This window comes from Pedobacter sp. MC2016-24 (genome assembly GCF_015223055.1).
Classification (GTDB): Bacteria; Bacteroidota; Bacteroidia; order Sphingobacteriales; family Sphingobacteriaceae; genus Pedobacter.
On record NZ_JADFBX010000020.1, the window covers coordinates 17,958 to 34,450 of the forward strand.

The 16,493-nt window shown below is 41.5% G+C and carries 17 protein-coding genes; 4 read left to right on the top strand and 13 right to left on the bottom strand.

Annotated elements, in window-relative coordinates; all coding sequences use genetic code 11:
* Positions 1-41: 41 nt before the first annotated feature.
* Both IM797_RS26015 and IM797_RS26020 read right to left on the bottom strand, forming a co-directional pair.
* Positions 42-1,589: a methylmalonyl-CoA mutase gene (locus IM797_RS26015; RefSeq protein ID WP_194130151.1), complete on the bottom strand. Its 1,548-nt coding sequence runs from the start codon at positions 1,587-1,589 to the stop codon at positions 42-44.
* 3 nt (positions 1,590-1,592) lie between these two features.
* Positions 1,593-2,123, bottom strand: coding sequence for a hypothetical protein (locus tag IM797_RS26020; RefSeq protein WP_194130152.1), 531 nt, complete (start codon positions 2,121-2,123; stop codon positions 1,593-1,595).
* Positions 2,124-2,256: 133 nt separating this feature from the next.
* Here IM797_RS26020 and IM797_RS26025 point away from each other — a divergent pair, with 133 nt between their 5' ends.
* Both IM797_RS26025 and IM797_RS26030 read left to right on the top strand, forming a co-directional pair.
* Positions 2,257-2,610 (top strand): iron-sulfur cluster assembly accessory protein, encoded by a 354-nt coding sequence (locus IM797_RS26025; RefSeq protein WP_194130153.1) that lies wholly within the window; start codon positions 2,257-2,259, stop codon positions 2,608-2,610.
* A 98-nt stretch (positions 2,611-2,708) separates the two neighbouring features.
* A complete protein-coding gene (locus IM797_RS26030; RefSeq protein ID WP_194130154.1) occupies positions 2,709-3,941 on the top strand; it encodes an ABC transporter permease in 1,233 nt (410 codons plus the stop codon).
* Between the two features lie 2 nt (positions 3,942-3,943).
* Here the strand turns inward: IM797_RS26030 and rfbB are convergent, their stop codons facing one another.
* From rfbB to IM797_RS26055, 5 genes are read right to left on the bottom strand one after another with little or no spacing between them, the layout of a single operon-like run.
* A complete protein-coding gene (gene rfbB / locus IM797_RS26035; RefSeq protein WP_194130155.1) occupies positions 3,944-4,996 on the bottom strand; it encodes a dTDP-glucose 4,6-dehydratase in 1,053 nt (350 codons plus the stop codon).
* A gap of 27 nt (positions 4,997-5,023) precedes the next feature.
* Complete coding sequence (locus IM797_RS26040) at positions 5,024-5,590, bottom strand: hypothetical protein (RefSeq protein ID WP_194130156.1); 567 nt, start codon at positions 5,588-5,590, stop codon at positions 5,024-5,026.
* On the bottom strand, positions 5,591-6,613 hold the full coding sequence (gene galE / locus IM797_RS26045; RefSeq protein ID WP_194130157.1) for a UDP-glucose 4-epimerase GalE: 1,023 nt from the start codon (positions 6,611-6,613) through the stop codon (positions 5,591-5,593).
* Between the two features lie 7 nt (positions 6,614-6,620).
* Positions 6,621-7,610: a UDP-glucuronic acid decarboxylase family protein gene (locus IM797_RS26050; protein WP_194130158.1), complete on the bottom strand. Its 990-nt coding sequence runs from the start codon at positions 7,608-7,610 to the stop codon at positions 6,621-6,623.
* Positions 7,611-8,921 carry a UDP-glucose/GDP-mannose dehydrogenase family protein gene (locus tag IM797_RS26055; RefSeq protein WP_194130159.1) on the bottom strand — a complete coding sequence of 437 codons (1,311 nt, stop codon included), beginning with the start codon at positions 8,919-8,921 and terminating at the stop codon, positions 7,611-7,613.
* 64 nt (positions 8,922-8,985) lie between these two features.
* On the opposite strand from IM797_RS26055, the gene IM797_RS26060 reads away from it, so the two are divergent.
* Positions 8,986-10,248, top strand: a complete 1,263-nt coding sequence (locus tag IM797_RS26060) for a 3-deoxy-D-manno-octulosonic acid transferase (protein ID WP_194130160.1) — start codon at positions 8,986-8,988, stop codon at positions 10,246-10,248.
* On the opposite strand, the gene hemH is transcribed toward IM797_RS26060, so the two are convergent.
* The 4 genes from hemH to IM797_RS26080 all read right to left on the bottom strand — a co-directional run bounded on the left by hemH (position 10,214) and on the right by IM797_RS26080 (position 13,670).
* A complete protein-coding gene (gene hemH / locus IM797_RS26065) occupies positions 10,214-11,227 on the bottom strand; it encodes a ferrochelatase (protein WP_194130161.1) in 1,014 nt (337 codons plus the stop codon). The genes IM797_RS26060 and hemH overlap by 35 nt on opposite strands.
* A 71-nt stretch (positions 11,228-11,298) precedes the next feature.
* Positions 11,299-12,147, bottom strand: coding sequence for a 4-hydroxy-3-methylbut-2-enyl diphosphate reductase (locus tag IM797_RS26070; protein WP_194130162.1), 849 nt, complete (start codon positions 12,145-12,147; stop codon positions 11,299-11,301).
* A 38-nt stretch (positions 12,148-12,185) separates the two neighbouring features.
* Complete coding sequence (locus IM797_RS26075) at positions 12,186-13,142, bottom strand: hypothetical protein (protein ID WP_194130163.1); 957 nt, start codon at positions 13,140-13,142, stop codon at positions 12,186-12,188.
* A gap of 18 nt (positions 13,143-13,160) precedes the next feature.
* Positions 13,161-13,670 carry a phosphoribosyltransferase family protein gene (locus IM797_RS26080; RefSeq protein ID WP_194130164.1) on the bottom strand — a complete coding sequence of 170 codons (510 nt, stop codon included), beginning with the start codon at positions 13,668-13,670 and terminating at the stop codon, positions 13,161-13,163.
* A gap of 135 nt (positions 13,671-13,805) precedes the next feature.
* On the opposite strand from IM797_RS26080, the gene IM797_RS26085 reads away from it, so the two are divergent.
* On the top strand, positions 13,806-14,513 hold the full coding sequence (locus IM797_RS26085) for a head GIN domain-containing protein (RefSeq protein WP_194130165.1): 708 nt from the start codon (positions 13,806-13,808) through the stop codon (positions 14,511-14,513).
* 64 nt (positions 14,514-14,577) lie between these two features.
* On the opposite strand, the gene IM797_RS26090 is transcribed toward IM797_RS26085, so the two are convergent.
* Together IM797_RS26090 and rlmD are read right to left on the bottom strand one after the other, a co-directional pair.
* Positions 14,578-14,976 (bottom strand): hypothetical protein, encoded by a 399-nt coding sequence (locus tag IM797_RS26090; RefSeq protein ID WP_194130166.1) that lies wholly within the window; start codon positions 14,974-14,976, stop codon positions 14,578-14,580.
* Positions 14,977-14,994: 18 nt separating this feature from the next.
* Positions 14,995-16,428 carry a 23S rRNA (uracil(1939)-C(5))-methyltransferase RlmD gene (rlmD, locus tag IM797_RS26095; protein WP_194130167.1) on the bottom strand — a complete coding sequence of 478 codons (1,434 nt, stop codon included), beginning with the start codon at positions 16,426-16,428 and terminating at the stop codon, positions 14,995-14,997.
* Between the last annotated feature and the right edge of the window lie 65 nt (positions 16,429-16,493).

Genomic DNA, 16,493 nt, shown 5'->3' on the forward strand with positions numbered 1-16,493 from the left:
CTCAATTTATTGTGTTGATAACTATTTTTTAACATCGATTTTTAATATTCTCCAAAAACATCACGCAAGATGTCGGCTATTTCGCCCAGGGTGGCATAAACCTCCACAGCAGCTAAAATAAAAGGCATTAAATTGGCGGTTCCTTTGGCAGCAACAGTCAAGTCATGGAGTGCTTTGGCCACAGCTTCAGCATCACGTTCAGCTTTCAGTTGCTGAAGTTTTTCTGTTTGTATGGTCCTGATGGATTCGTCGATGGTAAATACGTCATTGATGCCTTCTTTTTCCTGAGTAAATTTATTTACACCAACAATGATCCTGCTGGCATTTTCTATTTCCACCTGGTATTCATAGGCGGCTTTGGCAATTTCATTTTGAATGTAACCGTTTTCTATCGCCTGGACAGATCCGCCCATTACATCAATTTTATCAATATACAATTGTGCGGCAGCTTCGATCTCATCTGTTAAAGTTTCTACAAAATAGGATCCCGCCAAAGGATCAACTGTATCCGTTACCCCACTTTCAAAAGCAATAACCTGCTGTGTACGCAAGGCTATTTTAGCCGCAGCTTCTGTAGGTAATGACAGCGCCTCGTCGTAGCCATTGGTGTGTAAAGACTGTGTACCGCCTAAAACGGCAGCCATGGCCTGATTGGTAACCCGAATGACATTATTTAATGGTTGTTGTGCAGTGAGTGTTGAACCACCTGTTTGCGTGTGAAAACGCAGCATTTGTGCTTTCTCATCTGTAGCGCCTAGTTTTTTGGTGATGCTGGCCCACATCCGTCTGGCCGCCCTGAACTTGGCGATCTCTTCAAAGAAATTATTGTGACAATTGAAAAAGAAGGACAAGCGCTTGGCGAAGACATTGATATCTAATCCTTTTTCCAATGCTGCGTTTAAATAGGCCTTACCATTGGCCAAAGTAAAGGCAAGTTCCTGCACTGCTGTTGATCCCGCTTCGCGGATGTGATATCCGGAAATGGAGATGGTGTTCCATTTGGGTACTTCCTTACTGCAATATTCAAAAATATCGGTGATGATACGCATGGAAGATTTAGGCGGATAGATATAGGTGCCCCGGGCAGCATATTCTTTTAAAATATCATTTTGAATGGTACCCGAGATCTGTCTGATGTCTGCGCCCTGCTTTTTGGCAAGGGCAATATACATGGCCAGCAAAATGGAAGCTGTAGCATTGATGGTCATCGATGTCGTGATTTTCTGCAACTCAATGCCATCAAATAAAATCTCAATATCTTTGAGCGAATCTATAGCCACACCAACCTTACCTACTTCACCCTCTGCCATTTCATGATCTGAGTCATAGCCAATCTGGGTTGGTAAATCAAACGCAACGGAAAGTCCCATGGTTCCCTGCTTGAGCAAGTAGTGATATCTCTTGTTTGATTCTTCGGCAGTAGAAAAGCCAGCGTACTGACGCATGGTCCATAACCGCCCACGGTACATATCTTTTTGAATGCCCCTGGTATATGGGAATTCTCCCGGCGCTTCTATTGTGGTTTTAGCCTCCGTATAGACTTCTTTAATTTCGATACCAGATGTGGTGGTAAACTTCTTCTCACTCATAATTTAAAACAATTGATGAATATCTTTTTTAATCAGCGCCAGGGTCAATTCGTAGGGATTGTCTTTCATTTGTGCCATGTGCTGCAGGATGTTCCGGCTCAGATCTACACCTGCGGCATTTGCCGGCAAACTTTTCATCCCATTGTTCAGCATGGCAACGGTATCCTCTTTCAGTTTAGTTACCACATCCCAGGTACTGGCCTCAATATACAATTGCTGGGTGATGTTGTGCTGGTATTCTGCCCTTAACTCCGTTAACACCAATGCCTGCAGGTCTTGCGGGGATATGCCCGGCTGGTGTAACCTGAGCAGCAGGTTTGCCGGGTTGATGCGTTCTACAAACAGGATCAATCGCTCGTAAGCCTGTAATCTCAACGACAAAAGTACGCCTTGTCCTTCTTTTTGTTGCCCTTGAAATCTCAGTTTAAAATAAGTCTGTATGTCATTTTTAATTAAAGCATACGCAATGGCAACGGTAATACCTCCTCCTGCAGCCAGTACGGCAATATCTATGATCAATTTCTGTACGTTCATTTCATTTGTTTGAATACCGTAATAATTGGTGTTTAAGCTCAGCAAAAATGTACAAATTATTTATATTTACACATTAATTGATTTTTATTCCCAAAAGGATAGAGATCGTTTGTTTCCTTAATTTTGAATCGATATGAGTACTACAGTTGATACCGCATTTGCACCCGTTACTTTTACACAAACAGCTGTAAAGGAACTTTTTAAATTGAAAGATCAACAAGAGATTGCTGAAGACTTTGGCTTGCGCGTGGGCGTTGAAGGCGGAGGTTGTTCGGGCATGAACTATGTTCTGGGCTTTGATCAGAAAAAAGAAGGTGATCAGGAATTTATCATTGATGGAATTAAAGTATTTATGCACAAAGCACACCAAATGTATTTAATGGGGATGCAGGTAGATTGGCAGGACGGGTTAAATTCAAGAGGTTTTACCTTTAGCAATCCAAATGCAGCCAGCACTTGTGGTTGTGGCACCAGCTTTTCGGTATAATTAAATCAAAATTTTCAGTATAGTTGTAACAATATCAGGAGTCTTGTTGTCTTAGCAACAGGACTTTTTTATTTCTTAGCCTCCTCAAATTAAATTTAATGACTTATACTGAAAACGTACGACTAGCCTTACAATCAATCAAGAGTAACAGGTTAAGGACCTTGTTAACCGCATTGATTATCGCCATTGGTTTATCGGCGTTGGTAGGTATCCTCACGACTTTAGATGCGGTTAAGAAAAGCATGACCGATGCTTTTTCCAGTATGGGTGCAAATTCTTTTACCATTAGAAACCGTGGTACAGGAATCCGGATTGGTGGTTCGGGCCAGCGACAAAAGCCTTTTAAATCGATCCGTTATGCCGAGGCCATTGCCCTTAAGGAAAGACTAAATACCCCTGCATCCATGGCCGTTAGTGTCATTGCCAGCAGGGGCGCTACAGTAAAATACAGTACTGCCAAAACAAATCCGAACATTACGGTACAGGGAATAGATGAGAATGGTTTAAATGCGCAGGGCCTGGAACTGGCATTGGGTAGAAATTTCAGTCTTACCGAAATCCAGAATGGCAGCAATGTCTGTGTCATTGGTGTAGAGGTTAGCGATAAACTCTTTAACGGACAATCACCGCTTGAAAAAATCATCACAGTAGGAAGTCAGCGCCTGAAGGTGATTGGCGTGCTGGTCTCCAAAGGTCAGAGTATGGGCTTTAGCGGCGACCGATCGGTCTATGTTCCTTTACTCAAAGCCAGACTGATCAATGCCAATTCAAATCCTTCTTATACGATCACTGTCATTGTTCCGAATAACAACATCATGGATAATGTCATTGGTGAAGCGACCTCTACATTTAGAAACATCAGGAAAGTTAAGGTTACTGAAACCAATAATTTTGAGATCACCAAAAGCGATGCCATTGCGCAAACGTTATTTGAGAACCTCAAATACATCGTATGGGGCGGTATCGCTATTGGTGGTATTACCTTAATGGGTGCGTCCATAGGCCTGATGAACATCATGCTGGTTTCTGTTACGGAAAGAACTCGCGAAATCGGGATTAGAAAAGCAATTGGTGCCAATCCTTCTGTGATTCGAAAACAGTTCCTGATTGAGGCCGTGATCATTTGCCTGATGGGCGGAGCATTGGGGATATTTCTCGGGATATCCATAGGGAATTTGATTTCCCTGGCCATGGGTGGATCATTTATTGTTCCCTGGCTGTGGATATTTGGAGGCTTTGCCCTCTGCGTATTGGTTGGAATCGGTTCCGGTTATTACCCAGCTAAGAAAGCCTCCAAATTAGATCCTGTTGAAGCCCTGAGATACGAATAGTATTAACGTGCGCTATATTGTGTATCATAATAGGCCTGATAGTTACCTGAAGTAACATCAGAAAGCCAGTCTTCATTTTCAAGATACCAATCTACTGTACGTTCCAGTCCTTCTTCAAACTGCAGGCTAGGCACCCAGTTCAATTTCTCCTGAAGTTTAGTAGAGTCAATGGCATAACGTAAGTCGTGCCCTGCCCTATCTGTTACAAAGGTGATGAGTTTAGCAGATTCGCCAGCCTCGCGACCTAATTTCTTATCCATAATGCTGCAAAGCAAATGAATCAGGTCAATGTTTTTCCATTCGTTGTGTCCACCGATATTATAGGTCTCACCAGTTTTTGCCTGGTGAAAAATCACATCAATGGCACGGGCATGATCTTCTACCCATAACCAATCGCGTACATTCTCTCCTTTTCCATAAACCGGAACAGGCTGGTTATTTTTAATGTTGTTGATGGCTAAAGGAATCAGTTTCTCCGGGAAGTGGTGCGAACCGTAGTTATTCGAGCAGTTGGAAATCACCACATCGATGCCGTAAGTATCATGATAAGCCCTTACAAAGTGATCGGAAGAGGCTTTAGAAGCCGAATAAGGACTATGCGGGTCGTAAGCTGTGCTTTCAGTAAACATCCCTGTTTCGCCCAATGCACCATATACTTCATCGGTAGATACGTGGTAAAAGCGTTTTTTATCATAGTCGCCCTTCCAGAATTCCCTGGCTGAATTCAACAAGTTCACTGTACCAATCACATTGGTCATTACAAACGCCGTTGGATCTGTGATCGAACGGTCCACATGTGATTCTGCAGCCAAATGGATTACGGCATCAAATTGTTCCTTTTGAAATAAATCATTGATTTCCTTCGCATCCGTAATGTCTGCTTTGATAAAGCGGTAGTTTGATTTGTCTTCAATATCTGTCAGGTTAGCCAGATTGCCTGCATACGTCAACTTATCCAGGTTCACAATCTCATACTGCGGATAACTGTTGACAAACCTCCGGACTACATGCGAACCGATAAAGCCGGCCCCACCTGTAATTAGTATTTTCTTCATTGGTATATTCATTTATAGTTAAATCGGTTATAAATTTTCAGGCAAGCCCAATTCCCTGGCTACTGAAGCGGTTTTATGCTGGTAAATTTTCCGGAGCAAATCATTCATTGCATCCTGCATATCAAATCTTAAATCTTCATGTAGTTTCTGGTACTTATTCAATAAGGTTACTGTTGTTTTCACAAAATACACCATTAACTTCTCCTGGAATTTATAAGCTGCTGTAAAAACACCTTCATTCAATTGAATCGGCAAACTGTTCAGGAGGTGTATCCTCAATTCCAGTTCTGTTCCTAAATCTTTGGTCACTTTGAAATGATGGTTGATGCTGCCATTTAACTTGCGCATCATCAATAAAGTATCCTTAGCATTCGCCTTACGGCCACGGACCAGGCTTTCCACCCCTTCGTCAATGGCTTGAATCAACTGTTCCTGCCGGTCGACAAGATCCTGTTCATTTTCAAGCAATTTAAAGTGCAGGTGTTCCGTCAAGACTTTATCCTTTGCAATTAATCTGAGCAATAGTTTATCCTTCTCCTTTTCAGGCAGGGACTTGATCTCTGCTTTGAGATCTTTATGCTCACTTAATAACATTTAGAATGGATTTTCCTGAAGATATTTTTCCCAGTTCCAGGCAGATCTCATCATTTCTGTCACATCCAGTTCTGCTTTCCAGTTCAAATCGCGTGCTGCTTTTTCAACATTTCCCCATACCTGCTCAATATCTCCCTCTCTTCTTGCACCAATGGTATAATTCAATTTCACACCAGTTGATTGTTCAAAAGCGGCAATCACTTCTAAAACGGAAGAACCGGTACCTGTACCTAAATTGAAAACCTCATAATTGCTACTTGCGTTGGCACTTTCCAGGCGTTTGATTGCTGCCACGTGTGCTTTAGCCAAATCTACAACATGGATATAATCGCGGATCGCACTGCCGTCCGGGGTATTATAGTCGTTGCCATAAACTGTGATTGGTCCGCGTTTACCAATAGCCGACTGGGTAATAAACGGAACCAGGTTTTGAGGAACACCAATTGGCAATTCACCGATTAAAGCAGATGCGTGTGCACCTACCGGGTTGAAATAACGCAATGAGGTTACTTTTAAGCCAGGTGTCACAGCGCAGGTTTCCTGCAAAATTTCTTCTGCAATTTGCTTGGTGTTGCCATAAGGCGATTCTGCTTTTTTGGTAGGCTCAGACTCATCTACCGGCAAAACATCAGGCTGACCGTAAACCGTACAAGATGAAGAGAATACGAGGTTAATTTTGCTATTGAAGGCATTGATCAGGTTGATCAGGGAATAAAAGTTGTTGCGGTAATATTTTAAAGGCTGTTGTACAGACTCACCTACTGCTTTAAAAGCAGCAAAGTGAATTACACCAGTGATGTCGGCATTTTTAGCTACGAAATCTTTCACCTTTTGTTCATCACAAAGATCCAGTTCTACAAATTCAGGTCTGCTTCCTGTAATCGTGGTAATCTGATCCAGGATTTTTGGGTTAGAATTTGAAAAATCATCTACGATAATTACTTCATAGCCTGCATTATGCAATTCTACAACGGTATGAGAACCTATAAACCCGGTTCCCCCGGTTACTAATATTTTAGACATTCTTTTATTAACGGTTATAAACTGTAAAATCTTTATGTTCTTTATTGATCAATGCCTCCTCTGGCAGAGATTTGAAATATTCGTAGGTAATTTTCAACCCCTCTGCACGGTTTACTTTAGGTTCCCAGCCCAGAATTGCTCTGGCCTTGGTAATATCCGGGCGCCTTTGCTTGGGATCATCGACTGGCAAATCCTTAAAGATCAATTTCTGCGAAGTACCTGTCAACTTAATGATCTCTTCACCAAACTGTTTGATGGTAATCTCATCCGGATTTCCAATATTTACCGGCTGGGCATAGTCGCTCAACAATAAACGGTAAATACCTTCAACCAGGTCATCCACATAACAGAAAGAGCGGGTTTGTGAACCATCTCCAAATACGGTAAGATCCTCACCACGCAAAGCCTGGCCGATAAATGCAGGCAGTACACGGCCGTCATTCAAACGCATTCTTGGTCCGTAAGTATTGAAAATACGTACAATTCTGGTTTCCAGTCCATGGAAAGTATGGTAAGCCATGGTCATGGCCTCCTGAAACCGTTTGGCTTCATCGTAAACACCCCTTGGTCCTACCGGGTTTACATTACCCCAGTATTCTTCAGGCTGAGGGTTTACACTCGGATCTCCGTAAACTTCAGAAGTAGAAGCAATCAGCATCCGTGCATTTTTATTTTTAGCCAATCCCAGCAGATTGTGTGTACCCAATGAACCAACTTTCAAAGTCTGGATCGGAATCTTGAGGTAATCAATCGGACTGGCCGGTGAAGCGAAATGTAAGATATAATCCAATTCGCCGGATACATAGACAAATTTCGACACGTCATGGTGTGAAAATTCGAAATTCTCCAGACCAAACAAGTGTTCTATATTTTGCAGATCACCTGTAATCAGGTTGTCCATGCCAATAACATGGTAATCTTCTTTAATAAATCTGTCGCACAAATGCGATCCCAGAAATCCGGCTGCGCCGGTAATCAATACCCTTTTACGTCCCATTTAATTTATAAGCTTACGGCCAATGCTGTTGTAATAATATCCCAAATCAATCATTTTGTCCAGATCGTAAAGGTTACGTCCGTCAAAAATAACTTTGTTGACTAAAGTTTTTTCCATTCTTTCAAAATCCGGATTTCTAAACACAGACCATTCTGTTGCAATCAACAAGGCGTCAGCATTTTCCAGTGCATCGTACTGGTTCTCTGCATAATTGATTTTCCCTCCGATCAGTCCTTTCACATTTTTCATGCCTTCCGGATCAAATGCCGTAACTGTAGCGCCATGTTTAACCAGTTCATCAATGATATACAAGGATGGCGCTTCGCGGATGTCGTCCGTTTCAGGTTTAAAAGCTAATCCCCAAAGTGCAAAATGCTTGCCCTTCAAATCGCCCTTATAATATTTTAAAAGTTTATCTACTAAAATGGTTTTTTGTTTTTCGTTAACCTCCATCACCGATTTCAGAATCTGGAAATCGTAATTGTGCTCGTCTGCTGCTTTGGCCAGGGCCTGAACATCTTTAGGGAAACAACTACCTCCGTAACCAATGCCCGGAAACAGGAAGCGTTTACCAATCCGCGCATCGGCACCAATTCCTTTACGTACTGCATCCACATCAGCGCCAACAATTTCACATAGATTAGCCACCTCGTTCATAAAGGTAATTTTTGTAGCCAGGAATGAATTGGCTGCATATTTGGTCAACTCTGAAGAACGCTCATCCATAAATAAGATCGGATTACCCTGTCTAACATACGGACCATACAATTCTGCCATCAGTTTTTGAGCTTTATCACTTCTGGTACCGATCACCACACGGTCTGGTTTCATGAAATCTTCCACAGCTACACCTTCCCTTAAAAACTCAGGGTTAGAAACCACGTCAATTTCTATATCGGTATTCGCCGTAAATACGGCTTGCACTTTATCCGCTGTCCCTACAGGTACAGTAGACTTGTTCACAATCACTTTATATTCTGTCACCAGTCCGGCTACATCTTTTGCAGCACCTAGAATATAAGACAGGTCGGCCGCACCATCTCCACCCGGAGGCGTTGGTAAGGCCATGAAAATAATCTGTGCTTCTTTTACAGCCAAGGCAAGATCTGTGGTAAAGGATAACCTACCCTGTGCGATATTTCTATGAAAAAGCACATCTAATCCCGGCTCATAAATTGGCACAATGCCTGTCTGCATCTGATGCACCTTTGCTTCATTAATATCTACACAGATTACAGCATTGCCTGTTTCTGCCAGGCAAGTACCCGTAACCAAACCTACGTACCCTGTACCAATAACGGCTATTTTCATATATTCAACCTATTTTATGTTATATTCAAGTATCTTCGGCTAAGATAATAAATAAACACACAAAATGCTTTGGCTTTATAACATCGGAATTCAACTTTATGGCTTAGCTGTCAGGTTATTTTCTGTATTCAATACAAAAGCATCTTTTTTCATTAAGGGAAGGAAAGATATTTTCCAAAATATAAAAAAAACCATAGATCCTGCTGATCGCCCGGTCTGGTTCCACTTTGCTTCTCTTGGAGAATTTGAGCAAGGCAGACCCGTTTTCGAAAAGCTGCTTCAAAAATTCCCGGATAAAAAGATCGTCATTACTTTTTTCTCACCATCAGGTTATGAGATCCGGAAGCATTATGCACAGGCAGCAGGTATATTCTACCTGCCCCTGGACAGCGCCTCAAATGCAAAAAAGCTAATTGCAGCGTTCAATCCTGAAATTGCCATATTTACAAAATATGAATACTGGTATCACTATTTTAAGGAACTTAACCGTAAACACATTCCACTTTTCATCATTTCAGGGATATTCAGACCTGATCAGATCTTTTTCAAATGGTATGGCAGTTTCAACAGAAAGATATTATCCTTTGTAAACCATTTCTTTGTACAAAATGAGGAGAGTGTGCAACTGTTAAAGACAATTGGCATCGACAGGGCCAGTTTAAGTGGTGACACCCGGTTTGACCGCGTAGCTGAAAATGCAACGGCAGCTAAAAAAATAGCGTTAATAGCTGATTTTTGCGGAAACGCTCCTGTTTTTATCGGCGGTAGCACCTGGCCGGAAGATGAGCGTCTGATTTATGGGCTCACTAAATTACATCCCGATTGGAAATTTATCCTGGCACCGCACGAAATTGACCAAAGCCACATTAAAGCTATTCAAACCCAGTTTCCTGACGCGCTCACCTATTCCAAATTGAAGGACGAAGCCCAGGTTGATTCCAGTGCACATCAGACCTTGATTATAGACAATATCGGAATGCTTTCTGCTTTATACGCTTATGGAAGGATCGCTTATATCGGAGGTGGTTTTGGCGTAGGGATCCACAACACCCTTGAAGCCGCCGCTTTTGGTATCCCTGTCATATTCGGGCCTAAATACGACAAGTTCCAGGAGGCAAAAGATCTGGTGGCGCTGGGTGCAGCACAAAGCATTGAAAACCAGACCAGCATAAACAATGCGTTTGAAACTTTCCGGAAAAATCAGGAATCGGCTGGCTTCATAGCAAAAAAATATGTAGCAGATAAAAAGGGCGCTACAGACCAAATCATCAGCTACATCATGCCTTACCTGGCTAGTTCTTTACCATGCCAACAAGGGCCTCAATAAAGCGCGGATCATCATTCAAACTTTCCACCAGCTGTACATGTTCACCACCAAGCGCTTTAAACTCTTCATGGTATTCTACCGTAATCTCGTATAAGGTTTCCAGGCAATCGGCCACAAATGCAGGACTAAACACCAGCAGGCGCTTTTTTTCCTCGCCTGCAAGTTTTTTCAAGACATCGGTCGTATACGGTTGTACCCAGGGCTCTTTACCCAGGCGGGACTGGAAGCATACGGTATAATCTTCCCGTGCAATATTCAATTTATCGGCAATCAGCCTGGCCGTGTCGTGTCCCTGCGCAGAGTAGCAAAGCTTATTGGTATCGTTTAGCGTATCGCAGCAGTTTTCTTTTTTCAGGCAATAGCTGCCGGTATGGTCGCATTTTAACAACTGGCGTTCTGGCAAGCCATGGAAACTGAACAAAACATGGTCATAAGTTTCAGGCTGATACTTTCTGGCGTTGGCCGCAAAAGTTTCGAGCATCAATTCATTATTGTGGAATGAGCTGACAAAACTTACAGGTGGAATGGTTGGCCATTTGCTCAGTTCTTCCATTACATTTTGGATCACAGATCCTGTACTGGCAGATGCATACTGTGGAAACAAAGGAATTACCTGGATACTTTCTACCAATGCAGCCTTCATTTTCTCCAATGCTGAAGATATGGAAGGATTTTGATAGCGCATGGCCAGTTCAACATGGTATTCATCACCCAGTTGTTCCTGAACCAAAGCAGCTTGTATTTTACTAAAATACAATAATGGAGATCCATTTTCATCCCAGATTTCTTTATACAGTTTAGAAGTTTTAGGGCTGCGAAAAGGGACAATAATACCTTTAACCAACAACGTCCGTTTAAATGCATTGATGTCAATTACGCGTTCATCCATCAAAAACTGATCAAGATATTTACGCACGTCTTTCACCTCCGGACTGTCCGGGGTTCCCAAATTCACTAATAATACACCCTTTTTTCCCATAATTTGCCCAAAAATAAGTATTCAAACCGTTATTTCGGTCTGAGCCTGATTGCAATAAGAATATTTACTTTTTAATGATGAAGCAAAAAGGCCTTCACCTCTTCCATCAACCACATTGGCGTTGATGTAGCACCGCAAATGCCCACTTTATCGCCCGCAGAAAACCAATCCATTTCGATCTCTGCTACATTGGAAATGAAATAAGCATTGTCATTGTACTTTTTGCATACATCATACAATACTTTTCCATTTGATGACTTTTTGCCCGACACAAATAAGATCTTATCGTAATCGGCGACGAATTTCTCCAGATCGGTATAACGGTTGGAAACCTGACGGCAAATGGTATCATTTGCTTTAACCTCGTAGCCCCTACTGATCAGTTCGTCTTTAATGTGATAAAACTTATCTGTGCTCTTGGTAGTCTGGCTGTATAAGGTAAACCTTGCCGGAAGCTCCACATGATCCAGTTCAGCAAGATCCTGAAATACGATCGCTTTACCATCAGTTTGCCCCTGTAAGCCGATCACCTCTGCATGGCCATGTTTTCCAAAAATCAGGATTTGCTCATCGTCATCATGAGAATTTTTGATCCGGTTCTGTAATTTCAATACAACAGGACATGAAGCGTCAATGAGTGTGAGGTTATTTTCCAGCGCCAACTGGTAAGTAGAAGGTGCTTCGCCATGCGCACGGATCAGCACTTTTTCATTACTTAAGCTGTGTAATTTATCGTGATCAATAATCCGCAGGCCTTTTTCAGTTAGGCGTTTGACTTCCTCATCATTGTGCACGATATCACCAAGGCAGTACAAATAAGGTTCGTGATCCAGAATATCTTCAGCCATATCAATGGCATAAACTACCCCAAAACAGAAGCCTGATGCCTTATCAATGGTTACAGCCAAGTCGTATTTCATCTCACAAAATTACATAAAAACTGTTTCATATCCTTGCTTTAATGTTTAATTGCAGTCAAGATCTGAAGCGCCATTGCTTTAAGCATCAAAACAAATAAACAGATCATCTGTAAAGGATGCAGCAGCACATTCCATAATGGCGACTGAGCAGTGAGGAAGGAAATCATCATTCGTGACAAAAAAATCAATCCGACAGGTAACATCCACAACATGGGATCGAAGTAAATGCCGATAGCCAGCGGTCCGACAATAACCAGCAACAGATAAATTCCTGCGATGAGCGGTTGGTTGCCCAATAACAGCAATAACTTCGTGGCTGTAGCCTTCGAGTTCAAATCTTGTTCAACCACATCAATCATTCGATTACCCAATAAAACTTCTACAGGAAGCTTTTCCCGCTTTATAGCTTTCATGATTTCCAAAGCACCAGATTTCGGCTGATGATATTGGTGCCACCCATGTTGTTTATACAAAAAAGCATCAAAAAAAAGGCAGTCTGAATTTGCACTCACAAAAGCCTGGTTATTACTCAAACGTACCAATCTCAAGGGCAGGATATTGAGCAACACAAAATCATTCAAGGGTGCAAGGCAGCGTGACAATACATTCGTGTTTTTATAATTGGGGATGATGCTGAGCAAAGCCAGATTGAATGTCCTGGTTCTGTAGATCAGATTATTGATGAAGCTATATTGTATGGTGCTGTTTTCTGTTAAAAACAATAAGTATTTTCCGGTAGACCGACCAACCAGTTCTTTTACAGACATGCCCGGTTTTTGAATAAGCAGCTCAAGATCCTTATAATCCTGGGCCGCAATAGCAGCAGCCAGTCTGTCGGTATTTGGAGCTGAATTTGGCAACAAAACCAATACGGACACCCGATCGTTAAAATGCTTACCATAATGGCCAAGCTTAGGATTGGACAGGAAATTAAATAGAGTAACCGAAAATCTCAGGACTAAAAAAAGGAGGACAGCGTACAGAAATTCAATCATAAGCCATCCTTTTTCTTTTTAACTTAAATACACCCGATCTTCTTCACCTTCCACATCCATCACCACATCCACATGTTCTTTTAACACAGTAGACATTTGCAGTCCGACAAAATCTGTTGCTATCGGAAATATTTTATGACTCCGGTCTACCAGAACTACCGTTCTGATTTTCTTGTGCGGGGTATTTAGAAAAACGCCCAAACCATAGGCCAGTGTTTTTCCACTATTTAAAACATCATCAACCAGGATCACCACTTTGTTTTTCCAATGTGACTCATCTAAATCTGTATTGGCAATCAATCTGGAGCTTTTACGTTCCAGTTCAATTTTAAGCATCACGATTTTCATATCCGATATTTTGGCCAATACCTTTTTCAAACGCAAGGCAAGTTTGTATCCACGATCCCAAATTCCAGCAAGTACAATTTCCTTTTCATTGATGTTATCTTCCAGTATCTGGTAAGCAATTCTATTTATTTTTTGCTGTATTTGCTTTTTATCGAGAATGAGTAGCTGAGATCCTGCCATGTGTGTACCTTGTTTTATACTGCAAAAAGAACGATTTTAACACTTATATTCAAAACATTTGAAAAATAAAATATAAAACCTGCAACGTTTTGCTCCTTCATGCGTCTAATAGATGTAAACCTAACAAAACAAAATATGAAAAATGCTATTAAATCCTTATTTCTACTCTTTGTTTGCACATTATTTACTTTTTCCTTAAAAGCCCAGGAAAATAAAAACATTGGAATTACAAATTTTAATGCGGTTTCAGTGGCCAATGGAATTGATCTTTACCTTACACAAAGCACTTCAGAAAACATCAAATTATCAGGACATCCGGACTTGATCAAAGATGTAATGGTAACCAAAGAAGGTAATACCCTTAAAATCCGGCACAAGAACAACGGTGGCCTTGGTAAAATTTTCAAGGGTACAACGGTAAAAATCTACGTGAACTATAAAACCCTGGAAAGCATAGATGCCAGCGGTGGCAGTGATGTATATGCACAAAATACGATCAAAACAGAAAAATTGAGCATCCAATCTTCAGGTGGCTCAGACCTGAAACTTGATGTCATTACGAAGGATATCAAAATTCAAATTAGTGGAGGCTCAGATCTTGACTTAAAAGGCAGTGCCTCAAACATGGAGCTCAGCAGCAGCGGTGGCAGTGATGTGAAAGCTTATAATTTTATTGTAGAATATGCGAAAGTAAATGCCAGTGGTGGTTCTGATGCCAATATTCATGTAACAAAGGGGCTTGAGGCGAGTGCAACGGGTGGCAGTGACATCAATTACAAAGGCAATGCTGCCTTAAAAAAGACTTCGTCCAGCAAAAGCGGGGACATTAAGAAAATAGACTGAGGTCTAGGTTTTAGTTTTTTAGCGATCCCCCTCAGTAGCCATCTGAGGGGGATTTTTTTGCGCTTTACTTTTTATAAGGATAGTAAATGAAATTGGCACCTTCGGGCACAACGACAAATACACACATGAAGTTCTCTGGTTTTTTATAAGCTTTCAGGAACATTTCTTTTTTATCAGCAGCGATAATTCCTTTTTCGGCAAATTCTTCAAATGTTGAAGCTTGTATGGTCCAGTCCGTATTCAATTCTTTACGATCAAGGATCACCTCTCCGATACTCACCGTATGCTGGTGGGCAATAAAAATGGGATTTGCAGAAATACCTTCCATCATGATGGCAACCGCTACTTCTTTAATTGAATCAGAATACAATTCCAGGTCTTTTTCCAGACTGACCAGCGGACTTTTCTTTTGCTCCACCTTACCCTTTTCAGGTTGTTGGGGCAATAACTCTTCCATATCCATTTCTAATATCTTTTTAGATTAAGCAATTCCGTTTATTAATTTAAGCAATACTACGTTTTCAACGTGCTGCGTATGTGGAAACATATCGACAGGTTTGATGCGTACCACTTCATATTTTTCTTTCAATAGGGCAAGGTCACGTGCTTGTGTAGCAGCATTACAACTTACATAGACTATTTTTTCAGCTTCCATTTCCAATAACCGTTCCACAACATCGGTATGCATACCAGCCCTTGGCGGGTCGGTAATTACCACATCAGGCTTACCATGTTCAGCAATGAAATGCCCGGTCAGGATGTCTTTCATATCTCCGGCATAAAAAATGGTGTTTTCAATGCCATTTAAATTCGAATTGAATTTGGCATCCTCAATTGCCGTTGGCACATATTCGATTCCTACGACCTGTTTCACACTGCCGGCAACAAAATTGGCAATGGTACCAGCACCTGTATATAAATCGTAAACCAGTTCATCACCTTTAAAACCGGCAAATTCCTTGGTTATTTTATACAACTCATGAGCCTGCTCAGAATTTGTCTGGTAAAATGACTTAGCGCCAATCTTAAACTTCAGCCCATTCATATCTTCAAAAATATGGTCCCTGCCTGCATACGTGATCACTTCCTGATCAAAAATCGTATCGTTCTTTTTCTGATTGAGGATGTATAGCAAAGATGTGATTTCTGGAAACGTAGCCTTCAGATGTTCCATCAACCCATTTACTTCTTCTGGCGCTGCATAAGCAAAAACCAAGACAACCATCACCTCGCCAGTCGAGGAGGTACGGATGATCAGATTGCGCAGGTTTCCTTCATGATTGCGGAGATCGTAAAAGCTCAGGTTATTTTTCAATGCGTAGTCCCGCACTTCATTCCGGATCGAATTGGAAGGCTCCGCCTGCAGATAACAATGCTGAATATCCAGAATTTTATCAAAACGCAAAGGTACATGAAAACCCAGTGCATTCATTTCCAGTTCATCAGCAGCATCAAGTGCGGCCATATCTTCCTTGTTCAGCCAGCGCTTATTGGAAAAAGTATATTCCAGCTTGTTTCTATAATATTTATTTTCAGCAGAACCCAAAATAGGCTCCATGGAAGACGTATCAATTTTGGCGAGGCGCTGCAGTGCAGCTTCAACGTTGTTATACTTAAATTTTAATTGAGATTCATAGCCCATGTGTTGCCATTTACAGCCACCACAGGTTCCAAAATGCTGACAAAACGGATCAGTCCTTAATTCGGAAGGTTTATGCAATTGTTCTATTACCGCCTCAGCAAAGTTTTTCTTCTTCTTTACGATACGTACATCCACCACATCGCCCGGGACCGCCTTTTCGACGAACACCACCAGTTCATCTGCTTTTCCCACACCTTTGCCTTCTTCGGCAATATCAATAATACTTAAATTAGGAATGATGGTTACCGTTCCGGCTTTTCTATTTCTACTCATTATGCCGCGAATTTAAGTTTTTTTTAAGACATAAAGATTTACCACAGACATTTTGACTTGTCTGA